General features: G+C 64.9%; 26 protein-coding genes, 2 tRNA genes and 1 other RNA gene. 11 read left to right on the top strand and 18 right to left on the bottom strand.

Features of this window, described 5'->3' with window-relative positions:
* Positions 1-36: 36 nt before the first annotated feature.
* A complete protein-coding gene (locus NMB96_RS11850) occupies positions 37-612 on the top strand; it encodes a Maf family protein (RefSeq protein ID WP_255084928.1) in 576 nt (191 codons plus the stop codon).
* A gap of 103 nt (positions 613-715) precedes the next feature.
* Here NMB96_RS11850 and NMB96_RS11845 read toward each other — a convergent pair whose 3' ends face one another.
* Both NMB96_RS11845 and NMB96_RS11840 read right to left on the bottom strand, forming a co-directional pair.
* Entirely contained in the window at positions 716-2431 is a 1716-nt protein-coding gene (locus NMB96_RS11845) for a hypothetical protein (RefSeq protein ID WP_255084927.1), read from the bottom strand.
* Between the two features lie 107 nt (positions 2432-2538).
* Positions 2539-4389: a glycosyltransferase family 39 protein gene (locus tag NMB96_RS11840; protein WP_255084926.1), complete on the bottom strand. Its 1851-nt coding sequence runs from the start codon at positions 4387-4389 to the stop codon at positions 2539-2541.
* Positions 4390-4425: 36 nt separating this feature from the next.
* Between NMB96_RS11840 and NMB96_RS11835 the strand changes: the two genes are divergently transcribed.
* From NMB96_RS11835 to NMB96_RS11820, 4 genes are read left to right on the top strand one after another with little or no spacing between them, the layout of a single operon-like run.
* On the top strand, positions 4426-5379 hold the full coding sequence (locus NMB96_RS11835) for an AAA family ATPase (protein WP_023902896.1): 954 nt from the start codon (positions 4426-4428) through the stop codon (positions 5377-5379).
* A gap of 5 nt (positions 5380-5384) precedes the next feature.
* Positions 5385-6341 carry a DUF58 domain-containing protein gene (locus NMB96_RS11830; RefSeq protein ID WP_023902895.1) on the top strand — a complete coding sequence of 319 codons (957 nt, stop codon included), beginning with the start codon at positions 5385-5387 and terminating at the stop codon, positions 6339-6341.
* On the top strand, positions 6334-8286 hold the full coding sequence (locus tag NMB96_RS11825) for a transglutaminase TgpA family protein (protein WP_023902894.1): 1953 nt from the start codon (positions 6334-6336) through the stop codon (positions 8284-8286). The genes NMB96_RS11830 and NMB96_RS11825 overlap by 8 nt, the downstream gene beginning before the upstream one ends.
* Positions 8283-8819, top strand: coding sequence for a Slp family lipoprotein (locus NMB96_RS11820; protein WP_006448424.1), 537 nt, complete (start codon positions 8283-8285; stop codon positions 8817-8819). Before NMB96_RS11825 ends, NMB96_RS11820 begins: the two co-directional genes overlap by 4 nt.
* Before the next feature lie 122 nt (positions 8820-8941).
* Here the strand turns inward: NMB96_RS11820 and NMB96_RS11815 are convergent, their stop codons facing one another.
* From NMB96_RS11815 to dnaX, 4 genes are all read right to left on the bottom strand, one after another.
* Positions 8942-9292 carry a histidine triad nucleotide-binding protein gene (locus NMB96_RS11815; protein ID WP_006448425.1) on the bottom strand — a complete coding sequence of 117 codons (351 nt, stop codon included), beginning with the start codon at positions 9290-9292 and terminating at the stop codon, positions 8942-8944.
* 105 nt (positions 9293-9397) lie between these two features.
* Positions 9398-9994, bottom strand: coding sequence for a recombination mediator RecR (recR, locus tag NMB96_RS11810; protein WP_023902893.1), 597 nt, complete (start codon positions 9992-9994; stop codon positions 9398-9400).
* Positions 9995-10093: 99 nt separating this feature from the next.
* Positions 10094-10414: a YbaB/EbfC family nucleoid-associated protein gene (locus NMB96_RS11805; RefSeq protein WP_005913896.1), complete on the bottom strand. Its 321-nt coding sequence runs from the start codon at positions 10412-10414 to the stop codon at positions 10094-10096.
* Between the two features lie 6 nt (positions 10415-10420).
* The gene (dnaX, locus tag NMB96_RS11800; RefSeq protein WP_023902892.1) at positions 10421-12490 is read right to left on the bottom strand and encodes a DNA polymerase III subunit gamma/tau; all 2070 of its coding nucleotides are present in this window, start codon (positions 12488-12490) and stop codon (positions 10421-10423) included.
* A gap of 233 nt (positions 12491-12723) precedes the next feature.
* On the opposite strand from dnaX, the gene NMB96_RS11795 reads away from it, so the two are divergent.
* Positions 12724-12816: transfer RNA gene (locus NMB96_RS11795), tRNA-Ser, on the top strand.
* A 69-nt stretch (positions 12817-12885) separates the two neighbouring features.
* Positions 12886-12982, top strand: an RNA gene (ffs, locus tag NMB96_RS11790) — signal recognition particle sRNA small type.
* Positions 12983-13058: 76 nt separating this feature from the next.
* Here the strand turns inward: ffs and NMB96_RS11785 are convergent.
* From NMB96_RS11785 to NMB96_RS11760, 6 genes are all read right to left on the bottom strand, one after another.
* On the bottom strand, positions 13059-13508 hold the full coding sequence (locus NMB96_RS11785; protein ID WP_043888984.1) for a molybdenum cofactor biosynthesis protein MoaE: 450 nt from the start codon (positions 13506-13508) through the stop codon (positions 13059-13061).
* Positions 13505-13750 (bottom strand): MoaD/ThiS family protein, encoded by a 246-nt coding sequence (locus NMB96_RS11780; protein WP_043888983.1) that lies wholly within the window; start codon positions 13748-13750, stop codon positions 13505-13507. Before NMB96_RS11780 ends, NMB96_RS11785 begins: the two co-directional genes overlap by 4 nt.
* A complete protein-coding gene (gene moaC / locus NMB96_RS11775) occupies positions 13747-14244 on the bottom strand; it encodes a cyclic pyranopterin monophosphate synthase MoaC (protein ID WP_023902889.1) in 498 nt (165 codons plus the stop codon). Before moaC ends, NMB96_RS11780 begins: the two co-directional genes overlap by 4 nt.
* Before the next feature lie 76 nt (positions 14245-14320).
* Positions 14321-15355, bottom strand: a complete 1035-nt coding sequence (moaA, locus tag NMB96_RS11770) for a GTP 3',8-cyclase MoaA (RefSeq protein ID WP_023902888.1) — start codon at positions 15353-15355, stop codon at positions 14321-14323.
* The gene (locus NMB96_RS11765; RefSeq protein ID WP_168956936.1) at positions 15355-16104 is read right to left on the bottom strand and encodes an MBL fold metallo-hydrolase; all 750 of its coding nucleotides are present in this window, start codon (positions 16102-16104) and stop codon (positions 15355-15357) included. Before NMB96_RS11765 ends, moaA begins: the two co-directional genes overlap by 1 nt.
* The gene (locus NMB96_RS11760) at positions 16104-16853 is read right to left on the bottom strand and encodes a 3-deoxy-D-manno-octulosonic acid kinase (protein ID WP_255084925.1); all 750 of its coding nucleotides are present in this window, start codon (positions 16851-16853) and stop codon (positions 16104-16106) included. The genes NMB96_RS11765 and NMB96_RS11760 overlap by 1 nt, the downstream gene beginning before the upstream one ends.
* Before the next feature lie 20 nt (positions 16854-16873).
* On the opposite strand from NMB96_RS11760, the gene NMB96_RS11755 reads away from it, so the two are divergent.
* Positions 16874-17923, top strand: a complete 1050-nt coding sequence (locus NMB96_RS11755; protein ID WP_255084924.1) for a glycosyltransferase family 9 protein — start codon at positions 16874-16876, stop codon at positions 17921-17923.
* 105 nt (positions 17924-18028) lie between these two features.
* On the opposite strand, the gene NMB96_RS11750 is transcribed toward NMB96_RS11755, so the two are convergent.
* Both NMB96_RS11750 and NMB96_RS11745 read right to left on the bottom strand, forming a co-directional pair.
* Positions 18029-18433 (bottom strand): DUF6165 family protein, encoded by a 405-nt coding sequence (locus NMB96_RS11750; RefSeq protein WP_104550703.1) that lies wholly within the window; start codon positions 18431-18433, stop codon positions 18029-18031.
* Between the two features lie 99 nt (positions 18434-18532).
* Positions 18533-18623 (bottom strand) — tRNA-Ser (locus tag NMB96_RS11745).
* Positions 18624-18820: 197 nt separating this feature from the next.
* Between NMB96_RS11745 and NMB96_RS11740 the strand changes: the two genes are divergently transcribed.
* Entirely contained in the window at positions 18821-19525 is a 705-nt protein-coding gene (locus NMB96_RS11740; RefSeq protein WP_006450178.1) for a PP2C family protein-serine/threonine phosphatase, read from the top strand.
* Here the strand turns inward: NMB96_RS11740 and dnaQ are convergent.
* Genes dnaQ through NMB96_RS11725 form a run of 3 tightly spaced genes read right to left on the bottom strand, consistent with a single transcriptional unit; the run spans position 19522 to position 21409 of the window.
* On the bottom strand, positions 19522-20256 hold the full coding sequence (gene dnaQ, locus NMB96_RS11735) for a DNA polymerase III subunit epsilon (protein ID WP_006450177.1): 735 nt from the start codon (positions 20254-20256) through the stop codon (positions 19522-19524). The two genes, NMB96_RS11740 and dnaQ, sit on opposite strands and share 4 nt — an antisense overlap.
* Positions 20257-20268: 12 nt before the next feature.
* Entirely contained in the window at positions 20269-20721 is a 453-nt protein-coding gene (gene rnhA / locus NMB96_RS11730; protein ID WP_255084923.1) for a ribonuclease HI, read from the bottom strand.
* 31 nt (positions 20722-20752) lie between these two features.
* Positions 20753-21409, bottom strand: a complete 657-nt coding sequence (locus NMB96_RS11725; RefSeq protein ID WP_006450175.1) for a hypothetical protein — start codon at positions 21407-21409, stop codon at positions 20753-20755.
* 12 nt (positions 21410-21421) lie between these two features.
* On the opposite strand from NMB96_RS11725, the gene gloB reads away from it, so the two are divergent.
* The gene (gloB, locus tag NMB96_RS11720) at positions 21422-22189 is read left to right on the top strand and encodes a hydroxyacylglutathione hydrolase (RefSeq protein WP_255084922.1); all 768 of its coding nucleotides are present in this window, start codon (positions 21422-21424) and stop codon (positions 22187-22189) included.
* Positions 22186-23364: a lytic transglycosylase domain-containing protein gene (locus tag NMB96_RS11715; protein ID WP_255084921.1), complete on the top strand. Its 1179-nt coding sequence runs from the start codon at positions 22186-22188 to the stop codon at positions 23362-23364. Before gloB ends, NMB96_RS11715 begins: the two co-directional genes overlap by 4 nt.
* Positions 23365-23810: 446 nt before the next feature.
* Here the strand turns inward: NMB96_RS11715 and NMB96_RS11710 are convergent, their stop codons facing one another.
* Positions 23811-25781, bottom strand: coding sequence for a peptidyl-prolyl cis-trans isomerase (locus NMB96_RS11710; RefSeq protein ID WP_255084920.1), 1971 nt, complete (start codon positions 25779-25781; stop codon positions 23811-23813).
* Positions 25782-25892 lie beyond the last annotated feature (111 nt).

Genomic DNA, 25892 nt, shown 5'->3' with positions numbered 1-25892 from the left:
TGGCAGACTCCCCTGCCCGTCCCCTCATAGCACGCCATGATGCCACGCCTGATCCTTGCCTCAACTTCCGTCTACCGGCGTGAGCTGCTCGGCCGCCTGCAACTGGATTTCAGCACCGCCCGCCCGGAGGTGGACGAGCAGGCGCAACCCGGAGAATCCCCCGGCGCTCTGGCCAGCCGTATTGCCGCCGAGAAAGCAGCAGCGGTAGCGGCGCACGCCCCGGATGCCTGGGTGATCGGCTCGGATCAGGTGGCCGACCTGGACGGCCAGGCCCTGGGCAAGCCGGGAACGCTGGACCAGGCGCGCGCGCAGCTGACTGCAATGTCCGGCCGCGTGGTGCGCTTCCACACCGCCGTGAGCGTGGTCGGCCCGGAGCGCAGCTTGCATGCGCGGGATCTCACCGAAGTACAGCTACGTCCGCTGACGCCTGCCGAGATCGAGCGCTACCTCGCCGCCGAGCCAGCGTTGGATTGCGCCGGCAGCTTCAAGTGCGAAGGCTTGGGCATCAGCCTGTTCGAGGCCATCCGCTCGGAAGACCCCACCGCACTGGTCGGCCTGCCGCTAATCGCGCTGGCAAGGTTGTTGCGTCAGGCGGGATTTCACTTGCCTTGAAAGTGACCGGCAACGATCGCCGAGGAGGCGACAAGACCTCATTTGCCATGCAGCGAGCTAAAAACTGACTCAACCGCGAGACATGCAAGGCGCGAAGGCAAACCTAAAACCAGGCACTGCCTCTCACCTGAAGAGCCCGAAGACAGGATGGAGCAACAGTTCGTGCCGACCAACCAACCCACTGCGGCCCGCGTCCCACGCGCGTCGCCACTCCCAGAGGGGTTTTGTCGCACATCAGGACCAGACGCGACGCCGACGTCTCTGCCTTGAAATCAAATCGAATCGCTGACGCATCATTCAGAAGATTACGGACCGGCGTTGCAGCAACATCTGCGATCGCAACTGGATCGGCAGCGACCTGCGTGCCGTCCAGATAACGTGTTTCCGGCCATGCAAAGATGGACGTATCTTCTGCTTTCAGTAAAGGCAGTGCATCGGCAACTTCCGTGAGAACTGTCTCTCCGTAGACAACATCCGCATCAATCACTCCTGCCGCTGCTGCGGTTGCCGTCATGTTGGCGGCGGTCTGCATGCGCTGCGCAAGAAGCGCCATCCATAGCGTGCTTGGCACCAAGCAACATGCCAGCATCAGGCCCGCCACAGCGACACGGCGCGGGTGGAAATGTCCATACCGAACGAACGACCACAACAACAGACCGCTCCAGAACAGGACCGACCAAGGCAAATAGCGCGCAGCAAGCAATTGCTCGGGAAAAGACTCGAAATAGATGGCGCGCGCTAAAGCGATTGCCGCTCCGATGGCGAGCGCAAACCAGGCAATCGAGATCGCTGTCAGCTCTGCAACCGATTCCGCCCGCCGACGCCAGAGTGAGTAAGTAATGCCCATCAACCCACCCACACCCAATCCCCCTATCAATCTGTGCGGCCAAGCCGAGATCATGACCGGACCGAATAACGCCGTGTATGCATTGGAAATTGCAACTGCAACTGCCCTCAAGGATTCCACTGGCAATTTTGCTGCAACGTTTACGTCAACCAGTGGAAGGCAGGCATAAATAAACGGCGCAGATAGCCAACGCAGCACAATATCCAACTGCGAAAGTGGCGCGATGATGCGCGCGCCCTGTGTGTGCGCATCACCAAAGCCCAGGACCAGCAGTAGAGATACAGAAAAGCCCGGTAGCACAATGCACCATTGGGCCCATGACGCCCTACGCAGCAGCAACATCACCAGCAAAGCAACGAACGTGGCTATGCCCGCACCAAAACAGAAGGTCGCTGCGAACCCGCAGAGTGCCGCCAGTACGGCGCGCCACCAACCGCTGCCATGACCAAGCAACCAACAACCGGCGACCAGAAACGCGGTGATCAGATAGACATGCACCGACTCGTTTGCATGCACCAATGCCCGCTCGTTTCCGAGCCAGAAAATACTCGTCGCACAAACCAGCCCAGCGGCAGCCTGCGCCAAAGAACTCAGACGCTCGGTACGCACCAGACGCAGCAACATCCACACTGTCAGCAATGCCAGCGCAATACCTACCCAGATCTGCAGCCATTGATTGCCATCAAACCATCTGAGCTCTGCCAGACGCAGCAGATTGGGCAGGACCTCACGATGTCCGTTATCCACCGCAAGTACGTTCCGCGGCCAAGGCTGGCCCAGGAGATTTTTCGCGAATCGCCATGGATCGGCATAGAGCACCTTGGGCGACAGCGTAACCATTGCCAACATACCGATTGCAAGATAGGACCACTTGGCACCAACCAGTAGCACCTCCGGCAGCTTGCTCCAAGCCCTGTCTGCCCAACGGCGGTCGCCGGAATCGCCGGGTAAATCCTTATATTTGCGCTGCAATTGCTTTTCCTTTTTCCTTGTCGACTATGACCGGCCGTTGGACCACACAGAAGGCCGCTCGAGCAGTGTTGTGACTCGAACAGACTGCTCTACTCGGCGCTCGAACGTTACAACCCAGCATCATTCGTGACAGTGAGCGGCTGTTCCCACCAATCCTCAACGCTGCCATCGTGGCCGTGCAGGCGCAGCCCCAGCCAATGCGTGCCGGGCGGCACCGCGTGGGTGTCGAGCGTGGCGGTGAAGCCGACGTTGGGGTGTTGCGGGTCGGTGGAGATCTTCCAGTACGGGCGCACATCCAGCGGCGTGCCGTAGTCGGCCTGCGCGGCCGGGCGGCCGTCGAGCAGCAGTTCTACATCCGACAGACCGACGCCATCCTTGAATGCCCAGCCGCGCACTTGCACCCGGCCAGATACGCTTACATCGGGCAGCGGCGTATCGATCCAGGCCATCGCCGGAGCGATGCACGGGCCGGGCTGACGTTGTGCGGGCAGTGCGAACAACAGAAAGCGTTGATAGCCATGGTCGGTAGACACCACCGTGGGCGGCGGCAACGGCCCGACCATGTCGCAGATGGCGTGGTAACGCTTCAGCAGGTCGCGATAGCGCTGATCGCTGGGCGAGAGCACCAGCAGCCGCGGTCCGGCACGCGTGCCGTCACTGAGCAATCCCCACTGCAGTAATTGCGCGCTGCGCCCGTGCTTGTCGTTCAGGTCCGCGCGCAACACTTCCACGTTGGCATCGTGCAACTGGAAACCGAGCTCGGCGCCGACCTTGAAGTTTTCCGCCAGCACCCGCGTGCCAGGCGGCATCTGCGCAAGCTTGACCTTAACCGCGCCCGCCAGATGGTTCCATCCCGCGAAATTGCGCGGGTAGTATTTTTCGCCGGCCGCATGCGCACGAATCGACGGCACCGACACCGCCAAGTAATAGCCGTATGCGCCCAACGTGCCGAGCAAGGCGATCACCCATGCGGCGCGACGCAGCGCATGCGGCCAGCGCATCAGGATCACCGGTACCGCGACCAGCAAGGCCAGATAGCCCGGCAACGGCCAATGGAAACTGATCCGCTCGGCATCGCTGAAGAAACCGAGCACGAAGATCGCCACGGTCGAAATGCCGCCCAGCAAGCCGAAATACCGCCATTGCGCCCGCGAGCCGCCGCCGGCACGCGTGCCAGCCAGTCCGACCTTGACCATCGCCCAGGCCAGCAGCGGGGTCACCAGCACCGCCTGTATCAGCAAGAACCACAGCCCGGTGATCTGGAAGCGCCATGGATGTCGGTCGACCAACTGGAAGCGCAGCCCGGCTTCGTCATGGTCGGTGTTCCAGAACAGCAGCGGCAGCCAGCTCATCGCGCCTACGGTCAGCGCCATCCAGATGCGTGGGTCGCGCATGACCGCGCGCCCCTGCGGAATGCACAGCAACGCGATGCAGCCCACCCCGATCACGCCGACAAAGCGGTAGTGACTGAGCGCGCCGATCACCAGACCAATGGCGAGCTCGAGCGCACTGGTGGCATCGACTTCGCGCAGCAGCCGCGCGCCGGCATCCATGCACAGCACCGCCGCCAGCGCCATCGGCACGTCCGGCACCGCCAGGATGCCGAGCGTGGCCGAGAGTGGCATCAGCAAGGTCAGGCTGCCGGCCTGCCAGCCCAGCGTGGAGCCGAACCAGCGCGTGGCGATATGCGCGATCAGCCACGGCAGCAGCGCGGCGATGGCCAGAAACGGCAGACGCAAGGCCAGCAGATGATGTCCGCCGACTTCCACACCCAGCCGCGCCAGCCAGGCCGTCATGCCGGGCAGATCCGAATATGCGGCAGCCAGATGCTGGCCTTCCTGCCAATAGAACGCCTCGTCCACGAACAGCGGCAGCCGCGCGGCAATCAACAGCTTGACGGCTGTCGCCAGTGTCCACAGGATCACGAAAGTGCGATGTGCGCGTTGGTCCCCTTGCATTGCCCTGTGCACTCTTCTTCCACCTACGGAATTGTGATGTCGACACCGCTGCGTTCCACGGAAATGCTAACCGATGCGCTGCGCCAATCGCTGCGGCGCGCACAAGACCAGGTCAATTCGCTATTGCTGGGCAAGGCGCAGGAAGTGCGTTTGGCATTCGTGGCGCTGCTGTCCGGCGGGCATTTGCTGATCGAGGATCTGCCCGGCCTGGGCAAGACCACCCTCGCCCACGCGATGGCCTCCAGCCTGGGGCTGGGCTTCCAGCGCGTGCAGTTCACCTCCGATTTGCTGCCGGCCGATGTGCTGGGCGTATCGGTGTACGACGCCGCCTCGCGCCAGTTTCAGTTCCATCCAGGCCCGGTGTTCACCAACGTGCTGCTGGCCGACGAAATCAACCGCGCGCCGCCACGCACGCAAAGCTCGCTGCTCGAAGCCATGGCCGAACAGCAGGTCACGCTCGATGGCGTCACCCATGCGTTGCCGGAACCCTTTTTCGTGATCGCCACGCAGAACCCGGTCGATCTGTCCGGCACCTTCCCGCTGCCGGATTCGCAACTGGACCGTTTCCTGCTGCGCCTCAGCCTGGGCTATCCCAGCGCCGATGCCGAGCGCGCGCTGCTGTCGGGCGTGGACCGGCGTGAATTGATCGCCCAGGCGGTGCCGCAACTCAGCGATAGCGACGTGGTCGCGCTGCGCGCGGTGGTCAGCCAGATCCATACCAGCGATGCGCTGATCGGCTATGTGCAGGCGTTGCTGCTGCGCAGCCGCCAGCACGCCGGGGTGCGCGTCGGTCTGTCGCCGCGTGCCGGTATCGCGCTGCTGCGCGCGGCCAAGGCCTACGCGCTGCTGCTAGGGCGCGAGCACGTGCTGCCGGAAGACGTGCAGGCGCTGTTCGTGGCCGTGGCCGGGCATCGGCTGGTGCCAGAGGCCGAATCTTCGTCCGGGCCGGCACTGGCCAAGGCGCTGCTGCACAGCGTGCCGGTGGACTGACCAACGTGCGTGCGCACTTGCGCGGCATCGGCCGCCGCCTCAGCCTGCTGGCGCGTCCGCGGGGCGCGGAGGCCTTGCCGATCGTGCTGGATCGGCGGCGCATCTACGTGCTGCCCACACGTTTCGGGCTGTTCGTCACCGCCTTGCTGCTGGCAATGCTGCTGGGTGCGTTGAACTACAACAACAACCCCGCCCTGCTGCTGGCCTTGCTGCTGGCGACCGCCGGGATTGCCAGCAGCATCATGGCGCACCTGCAATTGTCGGCGCTGCGCATCGATGCGGTGTCGGCCGAACCGGTCGTCGCCGGCGAGCCATTACGCATGCGCGTATCACTGGCGCGTCGCGATACCCGTGTGCGTCGCGGATTGCGTCTGGACCATCTGGAAAGCAGCGGTTTCTGCTCGTTGATCGAGCACGACATGGCCGATGTCGACCTGCTGGTGCCCACCGAACGCCGCGGCTGGCAGGACATCGAACGCATCCGCCTGTCCAGCACCCAGCCGCTGGGGCTGGTGCGCGCCTGGTCGTGGGCTTGGCCGGAAACGCCGTTACTGGCTTATCCCAAGCCCGAAGAACAGGGGCCGTCATTGCCCGAAGGCGCCGGTTCGCCCAACCAGACCCGCCTCCACGCGCAAGGCGAAGAACTGCATCAATTGCGTCCTTACCGCGCTGGCGATGCGCCGCGAACGATTTCCTGGAAACACTCGGCGCGCCGCGACAGCCTGCTGGTGCGCGAATACGAGCAACCCCTGGGCATCGAAGTCACGCTGGACTGGCGCACGCTCAACGCACTGCCGTACGAACGCCGCATCGCGCGGCTTGCCCGCTGGATCAACCTGGCCGAGCGCGACGGGCGACGCTACCGGTTGCTGCTGCCGGGCCAGCCGCCGCTGGGTCCTGCACAAGGGCCCTCGCATCATCATCTGTGCCTGCGCGCCCTGGCCCTGCTTCCTCATGACTGAGCCGTCCCTCCCGATCACACAGGCCAGCCGCGGCTGGGTGCTGGCCACCAGTTGGCTGGCACTGGCGCCGTTGCTGTTGCAGCTACCGGGGTTGCTCGCCGGCACCATTGCCGTGGCAGCCGTGCTGGTCGTCGTACTGAGCTGGCGCGGCACCTTGATGGCACCGGTGCGGCTATTGCTGGTGGTCGCGATGCTGGCAGCGGTGTATTGGCAGATCGGCATGCGCTTCGGGCGCGACACCGGCTGCGCGGTGCTGGCCGCGATGCTGGCGATCAAGGCTTCCGAACTGCGCACCTTGCGCGATGCGCGCAGCCTGCTCGGCTTTGCGTTGTTCGCCCCATTCGCAGCCTTTCTGCTCGACCAGGGGCCGGCGACGATGGGCCTGGCGCTGCTCGCGGTGGTCAGCGCGCTACTCAGCATGCAGCGGCTGGCCGACGAGGAGCACCGCACCGGCACGCCAGCCCTGCGCCTGCAACTGCGCAGCATCGGCAAGCTGGTCGCCATCGGCGTGCCGTTGGCGCTGGCCACGTTCTGGTTGCTGCCGCGGCTGAGTTCGCCGCTGTGGGGCGTGCCCGAGCGCGCGCTGTCGCGTCCCGGCCTGTCGGACAACATGTCGCCGGGCGAATGGATCGACCTGATGGCCGACGACAGCCCGGCCTTGCGCGTGCAGTTCACCGGCAAGGCACCGCCGCCAGAGCAACGCTACTGGCGTGGGCCGGTGATGTGGGACTTCGACGGCCGCACCTGGCAGCGCGCGCGCTGGACCGGCCGCGCCCAACCCGCATCGGTCACTGCCGGGCCGCAGACCTACCGCTATCGCCTGGACTACGAGCCTACCGACCGTCGCCAACTGGTGTCGCTGGACCTGCCCACGCAAGCGGTGGCCAATGCCGAGCTGTCGCCCGACTACGAACTGTTTGCGCAGCGGCCACTAAGCGCGTTGACGCGTTGGGAGCTGCAATCGGCACCACCGGCACGCTTCGACACCGACCTTCCAAACCAACTGCGCAAGCGCGCCCTCGCCCTGCCACCGGGCTTCAATCCACGCACGCTCACGCTGGCACGGCAATGGCGCGCGGAAGCCGGCAGCAACGACGATGCCGTGGTGCAGCGCGCGCTGCAGTGGATCACCCGCGAATTCGCCTACACGCTGGATACGCCGCTGCTCGGGCGCAACAGCGTCGACGAGTTCCTGTTTCAGCAGAAAGCCGGTTTCTGCGAGCACTTCAGCTCCTCATTCGTGGTGCTGATGCGCGCGGCCGGCATTCCGGCGCGCGTGGTCACCGGGTATGCCGGCGGCACCTACAACGGCTTCGGCAATTACTGGGTGGTGCGGCGCATGGATGCGCATGCCTGGACCGAAGTCTGGCTGGCCGGGCGCGGCTGGGTGCGCGTGGACCCCACCGCCGCAGTGGCGCCGGAACGCATCTACGACACGCTCGAAGACCGCGTACAGACCGGTGCAGGCAACAACTTCGCCCAGCTCGGCGCCTGGGAAAGCCTTGCCCAGGTCAGCGATCTGCTGCGGCGCGGCTGGAACGACCTGGTGCTGTCCTTCGATGCCGACCGCCAGCAACGCCTGTTGCAGCCGTTCGGCATCGATCGCCTCGACACCACGCAGCTGGCCGCGATCTTCGGCATCTTCGCCGTCAGCGCACTGGCCTGGATGGGCTGGTTGCTGGCGCGCGGCGAGCGTGAGCGCGATCCGCTGCTGCGTGCCTGGCATCGGCTCGGCCGCCGCTATACCAAGCTTGGCCTGGCACGCGAACCCTACGAACCGGCCATCGCCTGGGCGCAACGTGTCGCCCGTTCACACCCGAATACGGCATTGTTGCCGCTCAGCCAACGTTTCGCTGCCGCGCGATACGCTGGCGCTGATTCGGACAGCGCCTCACTCCTTAAAGATCTGCTGCAGCATCGCCCGCGAACCGGAGCTTCCTCATGAGTACCCGCTTTCTTCTTCCCATTGTCGCTGTGCTCGGGCTCGCAGCCTGCGCGACTGCGCCCAAGCCTCTGCAGGGCCAGTTTCCTACGGTCAGCCCGAGCGATTCCACTGCGAGCGCCCAGGTCGGTACGTCCGTGCGTTGGGGCGGCAAGATCATCCAGACAACACCGAGCCAGGGCCAGACCTGCTTCGAGCTGATCTCGCGCCCGCTCAATGCCAGCGGGCGCCCGGACCGCAACGCCGTGGATGCCAGCGATGGCCGCTTCCTGGCCTGCCGTTCGGGCTTCTACGATCCGGCGGTGTTCGAGCCGGGCCGCGAAGTGACTTTCATCGGCAAGATCGAAGGCTATGAAACCACCAAGATCGGCGAGTACGACTACAAGCTGCCCAAGGTGAATGCCGACGTGGTCTACCTGTGGCCCGTCTTGCGCGAAGTCGACGTGGTGCCGGCCTACCCGTATGGCCCGTGGGGCGATCCGTGGGGCCCGCGCTGGGGCGGCGGCTGGGGCTGGGGTGGCCGCGGCTGGTGGTAATCGACCGCTAAATAGTTGTCACACAAGAACGCCGCTCGCAGGGAGCGGCGTTTTTGTTTATGCGATTTGGCGACTCGCATCAGACGCGTTATGCGCTCGGGCGTGCTCGATCGAGGAATGCATCAAGGCGTACCGAAACGCCCCAGCGGCGCGCCAGCTAGCAGATGCAGATGGATATGGAACACCGTCTGACCTGCATGCTCGCGGCAGTTCATCACGATGCGATAGCCATCCTGCGCCAGTCCCTGTTCGCGTGCGTACGACGCCGCAGCAAGTGCGAGCTTGCCGACCAGCAGCGCCTGCTCTGGCGGCACATCGTCCAGCGTGGGAATGGCGTGCTGCTTGGGAATAAACAGCACATGCACCGGCGCCTGCGGTGCGATGTCCTGAAAGCCCAGCACCTCGTCGTCTTCGTAGACGATGTTGGCCGGGATTTCGCGACGAATGATCTTGCCGAAGATGGTGTCGGTCATAGCAGGGGATTGGGGGGTTGGTCATTTGGGATTGGCAAGAGCTTACCGCGCGCTTGTGATGCTTTGCTTTTACGAATCCCCAATCCCGACGCGCCAATCCCAGCTTTAAAGCACCTCGCTGCGGGTACCGAACGCGTGCGACAAAGTGCCGCGATCCACGTATTCCAGCTCGCCGCCCAGCGGCATGCCTTGTGCGAGCCGGCTTGGCCGCACCGCATGCTGGCGGGCAAGCTGCGCCAGGTAATGCGCGGTCGCTTCGCCTTCCACCGTGGCATTGGTGGCGATGATCATTTCGGTGACTTCACCGGCGGCCAGACGCTCGCCGAGCCGGTCCAGCCCCAGCTCGCGCGGACCGATGCCATCCAGAGGCGACAAGCGCCCCTGCAGAATGAAGTACAGCCCGCGATACCCGGTGGCGTGCTCGATCGCCAGGCGATCGGCCGGCGATTCGACCACGCACAGCTGTTGCCGGTCGCGACTGGCGCTGGCACAGATCGCGCAGATCTCCGACTCGGTGAAGTCGCGGCACTGCGTGCAATGCCCGACCTTCTCCACCGCATTGGCCAACGTCGAGGCCAGGCGACGCCCGCCCTCGCGCTCGCGTTCGAGCACGTGGTAAGCCATGCGCTGCGCCGATTTCTGGCCGACACCCGGCAACACCCGGAAGGCCTCGATCAGTTGTTCGAGAAGGGATGAGGACATTGAATGGCCGGGATTCGGGAGTGGAGATTCGGGATGCGCAAAGGCAAAAGCAATCTCGCTTTTGCCAATCTCCAATCCCGAATACCCAATCCCTGATCTTTAGAACGGTAGCTTCATGCCCGGCGGCAGCTGCATGCCGGCAGTGGCCGAGCCCATCCGGTCCTTGGATTCGGCATCGATCTTGTTGGAGGCATCGTTGAAGGCGGCGGCGATCAGATCCTCGGCCATTTCCTGGTCGGAGAGGATGCTGGGGTCGATCCGCACCTTGCGGCACTCCTTGGCGCCGGTCAGCGTCACGCTGACCATGCCGCCGCCGGCAGTGCCGGTGACTTCCAGCTTGGCCAGTTCTTCCTGGGCGCGCTGCAGGTTTTCCTGCATCTTCTGCGCCTGCTGCATCAATTGGGCAATGTTCCCACGCATGTGTCGTTACTCGTCGTAAGGGCGGATGGAATCGGGGACGACCCGCGCGCCCTGCTGCTGAATCAGCTGCTGCACATTCGGGTCGTTCATGAAGGCGGTTTCGGCCGCGCTCTGGCGCTCGCCTTTCTGGCGATTGGCCCGCTCATGCAGGGTCTCGACATCGGCACTGCCGGTTTCGATGACGATGCGCGGCGTGTTTCCCAACTCGGGCGCGAGCGCTTGCGCAAGGTTGGCGATAGAGCGTTCGGAGTTCAGATATTCAAAGCCCGGCGCAAGCGCCAGACGCAGCACGCCCTCGCGATGACTGACGAAGGCAGCATTGGCCGCAAGCTGGCGCGAGGGGCCGTTCAAGCCGCTGCGGGTGACCAGCTCCAGCCATTGCTCGGCGTCGGCAATCTGGCCGTCGTCGAGCAGAACCGACGGATCGGATGTTGGCGATGCTGCGGATACGGCAGTTGCGGAGGGTGTCGCCACAGCCGGCGCTGCATCCGCGGCGAGCGCCGGTGCCACCGCAGCCACCGGAGGCGCAACAGCAGCTTCAGGCGCAACCGCGACAGGTTGTGGCGCGACAACTGCTGCCGGGGCTGCCCTTGCGGCTTCCGGCGCGGACACAGCGGGCGACGCGGAGACGGGCGCAGATTTCGCACGCACAGGCGCATCGTCCATCGCCCAGGGGGGCGTGTCGTCGTTGCGCGCGGGGGTGGCTGACGGCGAAGCATCGGAAGAGGCCGCCGGAGCAGTCAGGACGACAACCGGTGCAGGCGCTGTAGCGACCACTGCAACTGCGGGAGCTGCGGGCGCCGGACGCGCCACATCCGCCGCAACGGCAGCCGGCGTCGCTTCAATCACCTCGGCATGCTTAGCCACTGCCTGCTTCGCGACTGCAGCAGGCACCGCCGCGACCGGTGCAGCAATCTGACCGTCAGCTGCTGCCGAACGCGCACCGCTACCGGCGCCAGCACCGCGTCCATCGTCAGCGCCACCAGCCGGCACCGCCGCCGCAGGACGGAAAGCGAGCATGCGCAGCACCGCCATCTCGAAACCGGCGCGCGGGCTCGGCGCCAGATACAGATCGCGACGCCCGTTCAGCGCCATCTGATACCACAGCTGCACCACTTCCGGCCGCAGCTGCGCGGCATACGCGGTCGGGTCGATGCCATCGCCGACAAACGCCACCGACGGCACCAACTGCTGCACCTGGATACGGTGCAAAGCCTCGGCCAAGGCCTCCAGCACGCCGCTCCAGTCAGGCGAGAATTCGGCCAGCGCGGCGACTACCTGCAACAGGCGCGCGCCATCGCCATCGGCCAGCGACTGCAACATCGCGCCAACCTGGGTGCGGTCGACCGTGCCGAGCATGGTGCGCACCACGTCCTCGCGCAACGCGCCGCCGGCATAGGCGATGGCCTGATCAAGCAGCGACAAGCCATCGCGCAACGAGCCATCGGCGGCCTTGGACAGTTGCACGATCGCCGACGGATCCGATTCGATCTGCTCGGCGGCCAGGATCCGGGTCATCTGGCCCTGGATCTGATCTTCGTCCAGCCGCTTGAGATTGAACTGCAGGCAGCGCGACAGCACGGTCACCGGCAACTTTTGCGGGTCGGTGGTGGCCAGCAGGAACTTCACGTGCTCGGGCGGCTCTTCCAGCGTCTTCAGCAGCGCGTTGAACGCCGCCTTGGAGAGCATGTGCACTTCGTCGATCAGATAGACCTTGAACTTGCCGCGCGAGGGCATGTACTGCGCGTTCTCGATCACCTCGCGCACATCGTCCACACCGGTGTTGGAGGCGGCGTCGATTTCCAGCAGGTCGATATAGCGGCCGGCATCGATATCCAGGCAGGCCGGGCACGTGCCACACGGATCGGCACTGGTGCCGGTCTCGCAATTGAGCGACTTGGCGAAGATGCGCGCGATGGTGGTCTTGCCCACGCCGCGGGTGCCGGTGAACAGAAACGCGTGGTGCACGCGCCCACTGTCGAGCGCGTTACTGAGCGCGCGGACCACATGTTCCTGGCCAACGAGTTCGGCAAAACGCTTCGGGCGCCACTTGCGGGCGAGAACAAGATAAGACATCGGGCAACCAGCTTCCTCTGAACCGATATTGTGCCATGGCGCGCCAGATTGATCGTTCAGCAGTGGTACCCCGCCGTCCCCGCTGACCGAGGTCGCCCGGCAAGCGCGTTTGCTTAACCTGAGGGCCTACATCGGCGGCATGCTCCCGACCGCAGAGATCGTTCGCCTTGTTAACCGCGCCCGCGGCGGCTAGAATCCCGCTCCTGCCGCTGACCCAGTCGGACGGCAGGTACGGAGAGGTGTCCGAGTGGTTGAAGGAGCACGCCTGGAAAGTGTGTAAGCGTCTAAACCGCGCTTCGGGGGTTCGAATCCCCCTCTCTCCGCCAGTTTTATGATCCTGCAACACGATTGCATGGATCCAGGGTCACGCCAGTGGCCCACGTCTTATGGTGGCCCCGTCGGTCCCTCGCGACGCTAGATCGAAAATCCCGCCAGGGCCGGAAGGCAGCAACGGTATCGATTGACGCGGGCGCCGAGGTCAACCGGCGGGGACACCACCCTAATCAAAAAAACAGGCTGCCCATGTGGCGATGGTTGTGTGCGTATTCGCAAAGCGGCAGCAACGCTGTCATCGCGTCTGCGCTTCCGGATGCAGCCAGCCCGCATCGCCTTCCAGGTAATGCTCGTGCTTCCAGATCGGCACGCGCGCCTTGACCTCGTCGATGATGAAACGGCAGGCATCGAATGCGGCACCGCGATGCGCCGCACTGACGCCCACCCACACCGCCATGTCGCCGATGCGCAGCTCGCCCACGCGGTGCACGCAGTGCGCGTTGACGATGGCAAACCGGCTCATCGCTTCGTCGAGCACGCGTTGGCCTTCGGCCTGCGCGAGTGCGGCATAGGCTTCATAGCGCAGCCCGGCCACGCCGCGGCCTTCGTTATGGTTGCGCACCCAACCCTCGAAACTGGCGAACGCGCCGGCATGCGGATGCTCCAGCGCAGCACGCAAGCTGTCGCTCGATAACGGCACGTCAGAAAGCGCAAAGATGGCGGTTGTCCGCTCGCTCACACTCAACCTCCCGACACCGGCGGAATAAACACGATTTCACTGCCGTCGCGCACCTCGTCCTCCCAGCGTGCGAACGCGCCATCCACCGCGACGCGCAGCTGCGTCGGCGTCCAGCGCAGGCCATGGCGCTTATCGAGTTCGGCATAGAACGCGCGCAAATCCTGCGCATCCGAGTGCACCTGCTCGCTTGCAACGCCCGCCGCTTCACGCAAGCTGGCGAAATACAGCACCGTCACTGTCGCGCTCATCGCGTTGCTCCGATATCGCGCTTGCCGCCGCGTTTGGACACCAGCCTGGTTGGGCCGATGCTCATTGCATGCGACAACGCCTTGCACATGTCGTAGACCGTCAATGCCGCCACGCTGGCACCGGTAAGCGCTTCCATCTCCACCCCGGTGCGGTGTACGCAGCGCACCGTGCAGCTGATCTGCAGCACCTGTTCGCCCGCCCAGTCGATCTCGAAGCGACATGCATCGATCGGCAGCGGGTGGCAGAACGGAATCAATTCGTGCGTGCGCTTGACTGCCATGGTGCCGGCGATCACTGCGGTCTCCACGATGCCGCCCTTGGCGCTGCGCAAGCCGTTGGCACGCAGCTGCGCGGCCACGGCTGCGGGAAATCGCACGCGACTTTCGGCAGTGGCACTGCGTGCGGTAACCGCCTTGTCCGAGACATCCACCATGGTGGGCAGCCCGGCGTCATCCAGGTGGGTCAGGCGTGCGGAACGGCTTTTTGCGGGCATGGGAAACGACACAATGACAGGCGCTCAGGATGCGGCATTCTCGGTGAAAGCGGTGCCCTGATGAAACAACCACCACTCACCCACCGATCAAAAACATCTCGACCGGCTTGCCGCGGCGCGGCCTCGACGAAGCACGCACCTCGCTGTAGCGGTCGCCACGGATGCTCCAGCGCGCGCGCAGATGTTCGGACAATCCATGCTCGCCCTGGCCCAACGCCGGCTTGAGGTCATGGCCCTGGCTAGCAAACAGGCAGGTATACAACTGCCCATCGGCCGACACGCGTGCGCGCTGGCAATCGCCGCAAAACGGCACGCTGACCGAACTGACGAAACCCACCTCGCCCGCGCCGTCGGCAAAGGCATGCCGTTGCGCTACTTCGCCGGTGTAATTGGCATCCAGCGGCGCCAGCGGCCAGCGTGCGTGGATGCGTTCGTGCAATTGCGCTGAGGTCACCACCGCATCCGGCGTCCAGCCATTGCAGCTACCTACATCCATGAATTCGATAAAGCGCAGCACGTGGCCGGTGCCACGGAAGTGCTCCACGAGCGGCAACACCTGATCTTCGTTGACGCCGCGCTGCACCACGCAATTGATCTTCAACCGCTGGAAGCCGGCCTGCTCGGCAGCGGCAATACCGGCCAGCACCTGCGCGATCTCGCCGCGGTTGCCGCTCATGCGTCTGAACAGCTCCGGATCCAAGGCATCCATGCTCACGGTGATACGGCGCAGCCCGGCCTGACGCAGGGCAACCGCCTGACGCGCCAGCAAGGTGCCGTTGGTGGTCAGCGCCAGATCCTCGATGCCGTCGATGGCGGTCAGTCGCGCAACCAAGCTCGGCAGGTCGCGTCGCAGCAGCGGCTCGCCGCCGGTCAGACGCACCTTGGTGACGCCCACCGACACGAACGCGCGCACCAGCGTTTCCAGCTGATCGAAACTCAGGCGTTGCTGCGCGTCGAATCCGTAGTCATCCGGCACGCGATCGGCTGGCATGCAGTAGCCGCAGCGGAAGTTGCAGGCCTCGATGACCGACAGCCGCAAATCGCGCAGCGGCCGGCCATAGCGGTCCTGCATCGGCGCGGCGATCTGATTCGGCAGCAGCAAGGCGCTCATCAGGGCACCATGGCGGCGGTCGGCTCCGCCAGCTCCAGGTAGTGTCCAGGCACTGCAACGCGATGGCCGCGTGCGCGAAGCACGTCGCCGTCGGCGTCGCTGGCGTAGTGGTACAGCAGCATGCGGCTCAACAGGTCCTGCGGGTATTCCCGCTCCAAATCGTCCACGCCAGTATGCGACGGGTTGCCGTGAACGCCGCAGTCATGCGCGATGAGCTCGCCGTCATCGGCATAGCGGGCCAGCATTTCCGGGATCGGCCGGGTATCGCCGCTCCACACCAGCGCACCCTTCAACCGCAGCCCGTAGGCGGTCTCCGGCCAATGGTGGCGCACCGGGAACACTTCAAGCCGCACGCCGTCATGCCAGAACGCATCGCCGACCGGCACCAGCTGAAACGCGTCCCAGAAGTTGGCGCCGCCCTCGGCTAGCACGTTCGGGTAGTCGGCGATCCGCCGCTGCAGCAGCGGCACCACCGGCGCCGGCACGTACAGGCGGGTGCGCCCACGCCGCTCGGAGAAATAGCTGTCCACGAACACCCGCTCCAGCCCGCCAACATGGTCCAAATGCACATGGGTGATGAAGAACGCCTGCGGCAACTGGCCGTAATGGGCCTGGTAGGCAGTCAGCCCCTCGCTGCCGCAGTCGATGGTCAGCCACGGCGCACCGGCACGCTCGAGTGTGGCCATCGGCGAGCCAAGCGCCACCGCCGACGCATTGCCGACCCCCTGCACACGCAACGCCCAGTTCATCAATAGCCCCGGCCCCAGGCCAGTTCGTAAGCGCGATGCAGGCGCTCGTAATCCTTGTCGACATCTTCGCGGCTGCGCGTGCCGCGCAATTTCAACAGCGAGCGATGCAGCCGCGCCAGATTGCGCTCGCGCCAGCGCGTGGCCGGAATGCGCAACACGCCACGGTCGAAATCGATCAACCAGCCGTGCCCACCGGCATCGAACAGAATGTTGTGCGCGTTGAGATCGGCGTGATCCAGGCCGGCGCGATGAAAGCGCGCAATCAACCGCCCGGTCTCTTCCCACGGCGCGCCACGCCCGGCAACCTGCGCGTGATCGGCCAGCGAGCGCACGTTTTCCAGGCGTTCCATCAACAGCGCAGCGCGATAGCCCAATCCTTCGCGCAGGTAGCAGGCCGCCAACGGGCGCGGCACCGGCAACTTGCGGCTTAGCAAATCGCGCATCAGCCGGAACTCGGCGAAGCTGCGCGTGCGCCCTGCCCCTTTCCACAGGTAGTGATCGCGACTCACCCGGGCAGCCATGCCGCCACGCAGATACTGGCGCAACACGCTGCGGCCGAACGGCGCATCCACAAACCACGCCCCGCCACGCCCGCCCTCATCCACCGGCCGTGCCCTGTCGCCCCAGTGTTGCGGCGAAAACAGCGTGGCATCGGCTTGCCGCAGCCGTTCGCGGTCGAACAGAATGGCGCCATAACCGCGGCCTTCGCGGTACGGCGTCAGCGCTTCAGTGGCGTCGAAAGAAACCATCTATCGAGTCTAACAACACCATGGCTTCTACGCCCGCTTCGTTATGCCTGCTGCGCCTGTCCGCCCTGGGTGACGTCACCCACGTGGTGCCGCTGGTGCGCACCTTGCAGGCGGGATTTCCGGCAAGCCAGCTGCATTGGATCATCGACAAGGCCGGGCTGAAGTTGCTCGACGGCCTGCCCGGTGTGCAGTTTCATGCCTACGACAAGCGCACCGGCGTGGCCGGCATGCGCGCGCTGCGCCAGTCGCTGGCGCCGCTGGGCCGCTTCGATGCCTTGCTGCAGATGCAGGTGGCCTTCCGCGCGAATGTGCTGTCGGCATTCGTGCCGGCGCGGCGGCGGATCGGCTACGACCGCAGCCGCTCCAAAGACCTGCACGGCCTGTTCGTCAACGAGCGCATCGCCGACCGCCCCGGCATCCACGTGCTCGACGCCATCGGCAGCTTCGCGCAGCCGCTCGGCTTGACCCAGACCCAGGTGCGCTGGGATCTACCAGTGCCGGACGAGGCGCATGCCTGGGCGCGCGCGCAGTGGGATAACGACGGCCGCCCCGTGCTGATGATTTCGCCCTGCTCCAGCCATGCGCGCCGCAACTGGTACGCCGACCGCCACGCGGCGCTGGCCGATCACGCCGCTGCGCAAGGCTGGCGAATCGTGCTGTGCGGTGGCCGCAGCGAGCTTGAACGCAGCACCGCCGATGCCATCGTCGCGGCCGCGCACACGACGGTGCTGGACCTGGTCGGCAAGGACACGCTCAAGCAGCTCCCCGCCCTGCTCGCCCGCGCCGATCTGGTGGTCACACCGGATTCGGGCCCGATGCACATCGCCAATGCGATGGGCACCAAGGTGCTCGGCCTGCATGCGGCGAGCAACCCGTTGCGCAGCGGCCCGTATTCGGACGTGCGCTATTGCGTGGACCGCTACGACGCGGCCGCCCGCAAACACCTGGGCAAGCCGGCCGACCAGCTGAAATGGGGCATCAAGATCGAGTTCGACGAGGTGATGTCGCTGATCACCGTGGACGATGCGATCGCTGCTTTCGAGCGTTATCGCACCGATCATCCACGCTGAGAGGCGGCGAAGGACGGCCGCTCAAACAGGCGTTCAATCGCTTGAGCAAGCGGCGCGCACTGCGCCGTTGCTCGACTGCCTAGGGGCAGCGCAAAGCATCAGCGCTCAGACACCCTTGGCGCGATAGTCCTGATACGACTTCTCTTCTACATACGACGAACCCAGCGCCAGGTTGATCTCTTTCTTGATGCGCGCGCGCTCATCGTTTTCGATATAGACGCTGCGCGCCAGCTGCACGAATGCATCGTCGAAAGTCTGCGCCTGCTCCTTGAGACGGATGTCGTCTTCGATCACCCACAGCCGCTCGTTGACGGCCTTGAGCGCGGCACGCAAACGCACGATGTCGTGACCGGCGGCCGGATGCGCCATCCAGCTGATTTCCAGCGCAGACAGCTCGTTGCGCACATTGGTCAGCTTGGCAGGGTCGCTGATGCGCTCGGACTTGATCTGCAGGATCGCGATCTTGTCGAGCAGCTCACCAAAGGACACCGGCACCAGAATCTCGGACATGTCATGCCTCCAACGGATAGCAAAGGTGGAAGTGTAGGCATCGCACCGGCTGGCCGCGACCCATAAACAAAAGCCCCCTTGCGGGGGCTGATGCGAATCTGGCGGAGAGGGGGGGATTCGAACCCCCGAGGCGCTATAAACGCCTGCCTGATTTCGAGTCAGGTACATTCAACCGCTCTGCCACCTCTCCAGATGGTCCCCGGTGTCCCTGGGCCGTGAATCATACGGGCACAGGCGCCAAGCCACAAGCGGGCTGGGCAAGCTCGACACACGGCGCCATCCGGGCCCGGAGTGAACCCGCACTGCAGTACCGGCAAGCAGTCTGTTGCCGCTGGCCGGTCGGGCCGCGATGATGGTGGCGCATCTTTCCTCTGGCGACCCGGCCCCATGCTCGAATTCGGACATCTCACCCACGTCGGCCTGCGTCGCGACCTCAACGAGGACACGTACTACGGCGACAGCGAGCTGGGGTTGTGGCTGGTCGCCGATGGCATGGGCGGGCATGCCTGCGGCGAAGTGGCCAGCGCGTTGGCGCGCGAAACCATCGTGCGCGAAGTGCGCGCCGGCACCCCGCTGGCGCAGGCGGTGCGTATCGCCGACGAAGAAATCATCAAGACCTCGCGCCGCTGCAACGACACCTTGCCGATGGGCACCACCGTGGTCGCCGCCCGTGTGCTGGGCCAGCGCTTCGAAGTGGCCTGGGTCGGCGACAGCCGTGCCTATCTGTGGCGCGACGGCCGGCTGGCACAGCTGAGCCAGGACCATAGTTACGTGCAGGAACTCATCGCGCAGGGCACGCTCACCAGCGAGCAGGCACGCGCGCATCCGCATCGCAACGTGGTGACCCAGGCGTTGGGCGTGACCGACCCGGCCCACCTCAATGTCGCCACCATGCAGGGCGAACTCAAATCCGGGATGCAGTTGCTGCTATGCAGCGACGGCCTGACCGAAGAAATCGACGACGCCACCATCGCCGCAACCTTGTCGCAGGCCGATTGCAGCGCGCAGGAATGCGTCGAATGCCTGGTCGCCGCCGCACTGGATGGCGGCGGCTCGGACAACATCACCGCGATTCTGGTGCGTAGCTACTAGCCGGCAGCGGCAGTTTCTTCGACCGGCGCATCCCACAGCGCACGCCCGGCCTTCTTGCGCAACTGCGCCAGACGCGCCTCGTGCGCCTGCGACTCCGAGGCAGTCACCGCCACGCGCGGGCGCGGCAACAGCAGTGCCGGATCGAAGCTGATCATGCCGTCAGCGTCCTGGGTGCTCTGACCGGCATCGGCGCTGGCAAACCCGATTTCCTCCTGGCCCGACGTCAGCGCGATATACACATCGGCCAGGATCTGCGCATCGAGCAAGGCGCCGTGCAACTGGCGATGCGAATTATCCACGCCTAGACGTTTGCACAAGGCGTCCAATGAATTGCGCTGCCCCGGATAACGCTCGCGCGCCATCATCAAGGTATCCACCACGGTGGCGCGCTCGACGATGCGGCCGTAGTTGTCGCCCAGCAGCGACAATTCGTTGTCCAGGAAGCCCAGATCGAACGCAGCGTTATGGATGATCAGCTCCGCGCCGTCGATGTAGGCCAGGAACTCCTCCACCACATCGGCGAACAAGGGCTTGTCGGCCAGGAATTCCAGGGTCAACCCGGTCACTTCCTGCGCGCCGGGTTCGAAGTCGCAATCGGGCTTCAGATAGCGATGGAAGTTGTTGCCGCTGGGGCGCCGCTCCAGCAGCTCCACCGCACCGATTTCGACGACGCGGTTGCCCTTGCGCCATTCCAGGCCGGTGGTTTCGGTATCGAGAATGATCTGACGCATGAATCCTCTTGCTTATTGTGTTGCCAGGCCGCCGCGCTGGGCGATGGCCTGATTGCGGGCAAGCACGTCGACGCGCTCGTTATCCGGGTCGCCATTGTGGCCTTTCACCCAACGCCAATCGATGTTGTGTCGCTGCGTGGCCGCATGCAGCCGCTCCCACAGTTCACGATTCTTGACCGGGTCGCCGCCGGCTGTTTTCCAGCCGCGCCGCACCCAGCCGGACATCCATTCGGTGATGCCCTGGCGCACGTATTGCGAGTCGGTATGCAGCACGATCTGGCATGGCTCGGTGAGCGTTTCCAACGCCATGATCGCCGCCATCAACTCCATGCGGTTGTTGGTGGAGGTGGCTTCGCCGCCGGCCAATTCCTTCTCGCGGCCGTTGTAACGCAACAGGGCCGCCCAACCGCCCGGCCCGGGATTGCCGAGGCAGGAGCCGTCGGTATGCACTTCAATTGATTTCATCAGCTTCTGGTGTTTGGAAAGTAGTCAGTCGTCAGATCGTGGCCACGGGCTGTGGCCAGCGCGAGGGCATCGCGATCGGGGTCGGGCCGATCGAAGCGGCGGCACGTTTTTCCACTTCGAGTAAATACACGGCGCGCCAGGGTGCGCGGCCAGGGCCGGAGGGGCCACTTCCGGTGCGCCAGATCGGCCCCAGGTAACGTTCCTGGTCCACGCATTGCAGCCCCGCACGTTGCGCCAGCAACCGCCAGCGATCCGGCCGCAAGGCGACCGGACCACGTCGCGCCCAGCGAAAGCGGTAAGGGCTCATCGGATTGAGCGTGAACAGCCACAGCCGGCCGCCGGGCATCAGCAGCCGCTCGCATTCGGCCAAAAATTCCGCCGCGCCGCCGACCACCGCATGCTGCACCACAATCGCCTGCAGGCTCTCGGCCGGCAACGGGAACGGCATCGCGCAACGCGCATCGCCAGCGAAGCGCCCCGCGCTGCGATACAAGCGCAAACCACGCCCCTGCAATGCCTCGCGCGGGGGCAGGTCGGTCGTTGGCGTCAGCCACAACCAGGGCTGCGACGGACGCGTTTGCAGCGCCGCCAGCGCCACTTGGCGCTCCAGCTGGAGCAGACTGCGCCCCGCGCCTGTTTCAAACCAGGATGAGACGCCAGCTTGACGGGAGAAGGGCGTGGCAGGCATGGTCCCAATTCTATGCGACTGACCGCCCTGCCCGCATTCGAAGACAACTACATCTGGGCGCTGGTCGCTGCGGATGGCCGCTCTGTCATCGTCGACCCCGGTCAGGCAGAGCCGGTGTTCGCTGCGGCAGAGCGCGAAGGATTCACTCCCAGCGCCGTGTTGCTCACCCACCACCATGCCGACCACATCGGCGGCGTGGCGGCATTGCAGCAGCGCTGGCCGGACCTGGAACTGTTCGGCCCTGCCGACGAACGCAGTCCCGCCGATGCCCGCCAGGTTGGACAAGGCGAGCGCTTGACCCTGCTTGGCATGGGCTTTGAAGTGCTTGAGGTGCCGGGCCACACCCGCAGCCACATCGCCTTTGTCACCGACGAGCATCTGTTCAGCGGTGATACGCTGTTCAGCCTAGGCTGTGGGCGGATGTTCGAAGGTACCGCTCCTCAGATGTTCGACTCGTTGCAACGCCTGGCCTCTCTGCCCGGCGAAACGCTTGTGTGTTGCGGCCACGAATATACGTTGGCCAACGCGTCCTTCGCGCTGCACGTCGATCCCACCAACGCTGCCTTGCAGCGCCGTCAACAGGAAGCCCAGGCCATGCGTCAAGCAGCCCGTCCTACCCTGCCGATTTCGCTCAAGAGTGAACTGGCCACCAACCCTTTTCTACGCACCAGCAGTCCCGAGATTCGCGCCGCAGTCGCAGCGCGCGCATCTGGCGCACTTTCCTCCGATGTAGATGTTTTCGCCGAACTTCGGCGCTGGAAAGACGAATTTCGCGCATGAGGCGCTTGCTTTTGGCAGTGTTGGCCGCCTGTGCGGCCATTGCACCAGCAGCCGCGTCGCCCGCCGACGCAAGCCGCCCCACACCCGCATCCAGCGCGACGACGCCGCCAGTCGCACCCAGCCTGCGCAACGGCCAGGACATCTTTTCGTCGTTTCTGGACGGGCGTGCAGATCCAGGCTGCGATAGCGAGCACAGCGACACGCGTTGGGAACAGCACTTCTCGCGTGCACCAGCCCGCCTGGCCGACGATGCACAGGACGTCCTGCCGCTGTTCGGCTACGTGGTCGACGAGCTGCGCAAGGCCGACATGCCGACCGAGTTTGCGCTGATTCCTTTTGTGGAAAGCGGATACCGCCCGGGCGCCCGCAATGGCAGCGGACCGGCCGGCTTGTGGCAGTTCATCGCCACCACGGCGCGCAACCACCATGTGCCGGTTGGCGCGCAATACGACGGCCGCCTCTCGGCAGTGGATTCCACCACCGCTGCGGTACGTTATCTCAAGACGCTTTACGGCATGTTCGGCGGCGATTGGCGCCTGGCGCTGATGGCCTACAACGCTGGCGAGTACCGTGTGCTGCAGGCGATGCGCACGGCCGGCATGAACGCGCAGAACGCACGTCCGTCCGAGCTTCCCGGCATGTCCAAGGTCACCTATGAGTATGTGGAAAAGCTGCACGCGCTCGCCTGTGTGCTCGACCACGCGCAACAGCAAGGCAACTTGCTGACCTCGCTCGACCGCCCGGTTCCGGTACTGACCGAACACGCATTGCCGGTTGGCACCAGCCTCAACGCCTGGGCCGGACAGCGCTCCATCGAGCCGCAGCTGCTCGCCCGGCTGAATCCGGCATTGGCCAGCGCACGTGCCGCGCCAAGTGGGGTGCATGTACTTGCCCCAGTCGCGGCAGCACAGCCAGGCTCGGCCGGTGCCGTCGTCGCATCCGCTGATGTGGGCAGGATTGCCGAGACCAACGATGCCGCGCCTAAGGTGGTCGCCACGACTGCCAGGACGTCGAACGCGCAAGCGCGTACGCATACGGTGCGCAACGGCGAGTCCGCCTGGGCCATTGCGCGCCGCTACGGCGTGACTGTGGCGACGTTGCTCGCCAGCAATGGGCTGGACAAGCGTGCGGTACTGAAGCCAGGCATGGTGTTGTCGTTCGACGACAGGCCTTAAGCCGACACAACGCAGACTACGTAGTGGTCCACTTGGTCGGCAGCGACCATCGCGCATGCCACCGTCGCTCGCATGACGTTCTAGACAGCCAGCATCAGCGTGATCAAGGACTGCATGGTGCAGCAGCTGCTGTGCGCTTGAATGTCCTTGCGAGGCTGCCGGCGACACAGCAGGCGTGTTGAAATAATCGAACGGCAGTGGGCCAACCCGCTCAATCGACTGCTGCGTGGCCACGCGTGCTCGTCAGGATGTGGGCAGCCTTGGAGAGCGGTCTTTCTAGCGCTCTTGAAGCAGCAGACACACCATCGACCCCGAACCCGAAGACATCGGCCGAGTACGTCAAACGCACCTACAAGACCTCAGCCCCCACGGCACGACACCGATATCCCAAAGAAAAAGCCCGGTCACCCGGGCTTTCTCGTCTTCACCAGCTGAAGAAGACAGCCTTACAGCTGCGCCTCTTCGATCTGGATCTTGTAGCGCTTGCGCATTTCCTTGACGTACGCCTGCGCCGCGTTGTTGCCATCGATCTGGCTCAGCTGTTCGCGCAGCATGGTCTGCTGCTCGGCCGGCATTTGCTTCAGATCGCCTGGCGTGGCCTTGGCGATGACGAAGACCGCAAAGCGCCCGCCGTCCAGCTCCACTTTGCCCACCGACGGCTTGCCTTCGGTCGGGCGCGGCGCGCTGAAGATGGCGCGGTTTGCCGCCGGTGTCGGGATCGGCGCAGTGCGCGGCAGGCCCGGGATCGGCTGTACCTGCAGCTTCTCGCTGGCCGCCAGCGCCTGCAACGTTTCACCCTTCTGCACACGCGCCAACACTGCATCGGCAGCCGCCGCGGCGGCCTTCTCGGTACGGTCCGCATGGATCGCCGCAATCACCTTGTCGCGCACCTTGTCCAACGGCAACGCCTGCTCGGCGCTGTGATTGGTCACGCGCAACACCACACTGTGATTCGGCGCAATGGTGATCGGGTCGCTCACCGTGCCGTCCTGCACCAGCGTCTCGGAGAATGCCGAACGCAGCACCGCCGGATTGGCGGCGATACCACTGGCTTCGGCACGCGAGAACGGGCCCAGCGTCTGCACCGGCAGACCGACCTGCTTGGCCGCTGGCTCCAACGCGGTGGGATTCTTGTAGACCTGATCCACCAACTTGCCGCTCACATCGGCAAACGCCTTGTCGGCATCGGCCTTGAGCTGCTCGGCAGCGAGTTGATCGCGCACCTGCTCGAACGACTTGCCCTGGCCGCCCTTGACCTCGCGCAGCTGGATCACGTGGTAACCGAACTCGCTCTTGATCGGGCCGACCACATCGCCAGCCTTCATTGCGAACAACGCGTCTTCGAACGGCTTGACCATCGTGCCCTTCTCGACCCAACCCAGATCGCCACCGGCCCCCTTGGAGCCCGGATCCTGCGAGTTGGCCTTCGCCAATGCAGCGAAATCGGCGCCCGGCTGCTTGGCTTCTGCGGCGAGCTTGGCTGCCTTCGCCTCGGCAGCCTTCTGCGCGGCGGGGTCGCTGCCAGCGCTGATCAGGATGTGCGAGGCTAGACGCTGGTCCGGCTCGACAAAGCGGCCCTTCTCTTCCTCATAGCGCTTGCGCAAGGTCGCCTCGTCGGCGGCGGTTGCCGGCGGCAACTTGGCCGCATTGATATCGACGTACTCGATCGTCACGGTCTCCGGCTGACGGAAATCCTGCGCATGCCCGTCGTACCACTGCTTGATCTGCGCATCGCTGACCGGCGCGGTATCGGCGGCCGGTGGGGGCAGCATCGCCAACTCCACGTCGCGCGTTTCGCCCATCAGCTTGAGCAGGCGCTCGAACTCGGCCTTGGTCGCAAAGCCCGACTCGGCAATCGCCTGCGGAATCACCGACTGCTGCAAGCTGTCGCGCACCAACGCATCGAACTGCGCCGGCGTGCGCGGTGGTGTACCTTGTGCGAGTGCGGCGCGGTACTGGTCGGGGCTGAATTTGCCATCGACCTGGAACGCCTGAATGCCGGTGATGTAATCGCGCACCGTCGCATCGCCGATCACGATGCCGGCATCTTCGGCACCCAGACGCACGACTTGCTCGTCAACCAACTGATCGAGCACCTGCAGCTTGTTTTCGCGCGATTCGAACGTGCGCGGGTCGAAATTCTCGCCCTGGCGCTGCCGCTCCTGCATACGCGCCTGCTCGAAGCGTGCGCGGAAATCCTGCGTACTGATTTCATGGTGCTGCCACAGCAGCGACACCGGCCACCAGGAAGGTGCCGATTTCCACCATGTGGGCGGCGCCTGCACCTTGGCCACGTTGTTGGCGCCAATGCCGCCGAGGTAGCTGTTGTCGATGACGAACAGGAACGGAATCATCAGCAACCCCAGGATGGCGGTAGCGATCCAGCCTGACGTCTTGTCGCGAAGTTTCTGCAGCATTGGCAAATCACGGCCTGTGGGCGAGCCGCGCAGTGTAACGCGCTTGGCGCCGAGCACCCAGCCCAATGCTCCACGCCATCGGCCGCGATGCGCCATTAAACGCGTAACCTC

It is taken from the genome of Xanthomonas hortorum (assembly GCF_024339125.1).
GTDB classification, from domain to species: Bacteria; Pseudomonadota; Gammaproteobacteria; order Xanthomonadales; family Xanthomonadaceae; genus Xanthomonas; species Xanthomonas hortorum.
Note: the sequence above shows the minus strand (reverse complement) of the source record. Positions and strands in the feature narration are given on the sequence as shown.

Excerpts from the sequence above, each read along its gene's own strand:
- NMB96_RS11850 (WP_255084928.1), top strand. The coding sequence starts at position 37 with ATGATGCCACGCCTGATCCTTGCCTCAACTTCCGTCTACCGGCGTGAG.
- NMB96_RS11840 (WP_255084926.1), bottom strand. The coding sequence starts at position 4,389 with ATGCAAGGGGACCAACGCGCACATCGCACTTTCGTGATCCTGTGGACA.
- NMB96_RS11835 (WP_023902896.1), top strand. The coding sequence starts at position 4,426 with ATGTCGACACCGCTGCGTTCCACGGAAATGCTAACCGATGCGCTGCGC.
- NMB96_RS11825 (WP_023902894.1), top strand. The coding sequence starts at position 6,334 with ATGACTGAGCCGTCCCTCCCGATCACACAGGCCAGCCGCGGCTGGGTG.
- NMB96_RS11820 (WP_006448424.1), top strand. The coding sequence starts at position 8,283 with ATGAGTACCCGCTTTCTTCTTCCCATTGTCGCTGTGCTCGGGCTCGCA.
- NMB96_RS11815 (WP_006448425.1), bottom strand. The coding sequence starts at position 9,292 with ATGACCGACACCATCTTCGGCAAGATCATTCGTCGCGAAATCCCGGCC.
- recR (WP_023902893.1), bottom strand. The coding sequence starts at position 9,994 with ATGTCCTCATCCCTTCTCGAACAACTGATCGAGGCCTTCCGGGTGTTG.
- NMB96_RS11805 (WP_005913896.1), bottom strand. The coding sequence starts at position 10,414 with ATGCGTGGGAACATTGCCCAATTGATGCAGCAGGCGCAGAAGATGCAG.
- dnaX (WP_023902892.1), bottom strand. The coding sequence starts at position 12,490 with ATGTCTTATCTTGTTCTCGCCCGCAAGTGGCGCCCGAAGCGTTTTGCC.
- NMB96_RS11780 (WP_043888983.1), bottom strand. The coding sequence starts at position 13,750 with ATGAGCGCGACAGTGACGGTGCTGTATTTCGCCAGCTTGCGTGAAGCG.
- moaC (WP_023902889.1), bottom strand. The coding sequence starts at position 14,244 with ATGCCCGCAAAAAGCCGTTCCGCACGCCTGACCCACCTGGATGACGCC.
- moaA (WP_023902888.1), bottom strand. The coding sequence starts at position 15,355 with ATGAGCGCCTTGCTGCTGCCGAATCAGATCGCCGCGCCGATGCAGGAC.
- NMB96_RS11765 (WP_168956936.1), bottom strand. The coding sequence starts at position 16,104 with ATGAACTGGGCGTTGCGTGTGCAGGGGGTCGGCAATGCGTCGGCGGTG.
- NMB96_RS11760 (WP_255084925.1), bottom strand. The coding sequence starts at position 16,853 with ATGGTTTCTTTCGACGCCACTGAAGCGCTGACGCCGTACCGCGAAGGC.
- NMB96_RS11755 (WP_255084924.1), top strand. The coding sequence starts at position 16,874 with ATGGCTTCTACGCCCGCTTCGTTATGCCTGCTGCGCCTGTCCGCCCTG.
- NMB96_RS11750 (WP_104550703.1), bottom strand. The coding sequence starts at position 18,433 with ATGTCCGAGATTCTGGTGCCGGTGTCCTTTGGTGAGCTGCTCGACAAG.
- NMB96_RS11740 (WP_006450178.1), top strand. The coding sequence starts at position 18,821 with ATGCTCGAATTCGGACATCTCACCCACGTCGGCCTGCGTCGCGACCTC.
- dnaQ (WP_006450177.1), bottom strand. The coding sequence starts at position 20,256 with ATGCGTCAGATCATTCTCGATACCGAAACCACCGGCCTGGAATGGCGC.
- rnhA (WP_255084923.1), bottom strand. The coding sequence starts at position 20,721 with ATGAAATCAATTGAAGTGCATACCGACGGCTCCTGCCTCGGCAATCCC.
- NMB96_RS11725 (WP_006450175.1), bottom strand. The coding sequence starts at position 21,409 with ATGCCTGCCACGCCCTTCTCCCGTCAAGCTGGCGTCTCATCCTGGTTT.
- gloB (WP_255084922.1), top strand. The coding sequence starts at position 21,422 with ATGCGACTGACCGCCCTGCCCGCATTCGAAGACAACTACATCTGGGCG.
- NMB96_RS11715 (WP_255084921.1), top strand. The coding sequence starts at position 22,186 with ATGAGGCGCTTGCTTTTGGCAGTGTTGGCCGCCTGTGCGGCCATTGCA.
- NMB96_RS11710 (WP_255084920.1), bottom strand. The coding sequence starts at position 25,781 with ATGCTGCAGAAACTTCGCGACAAGACGTCAGGCTGGATCGCTACCGCC.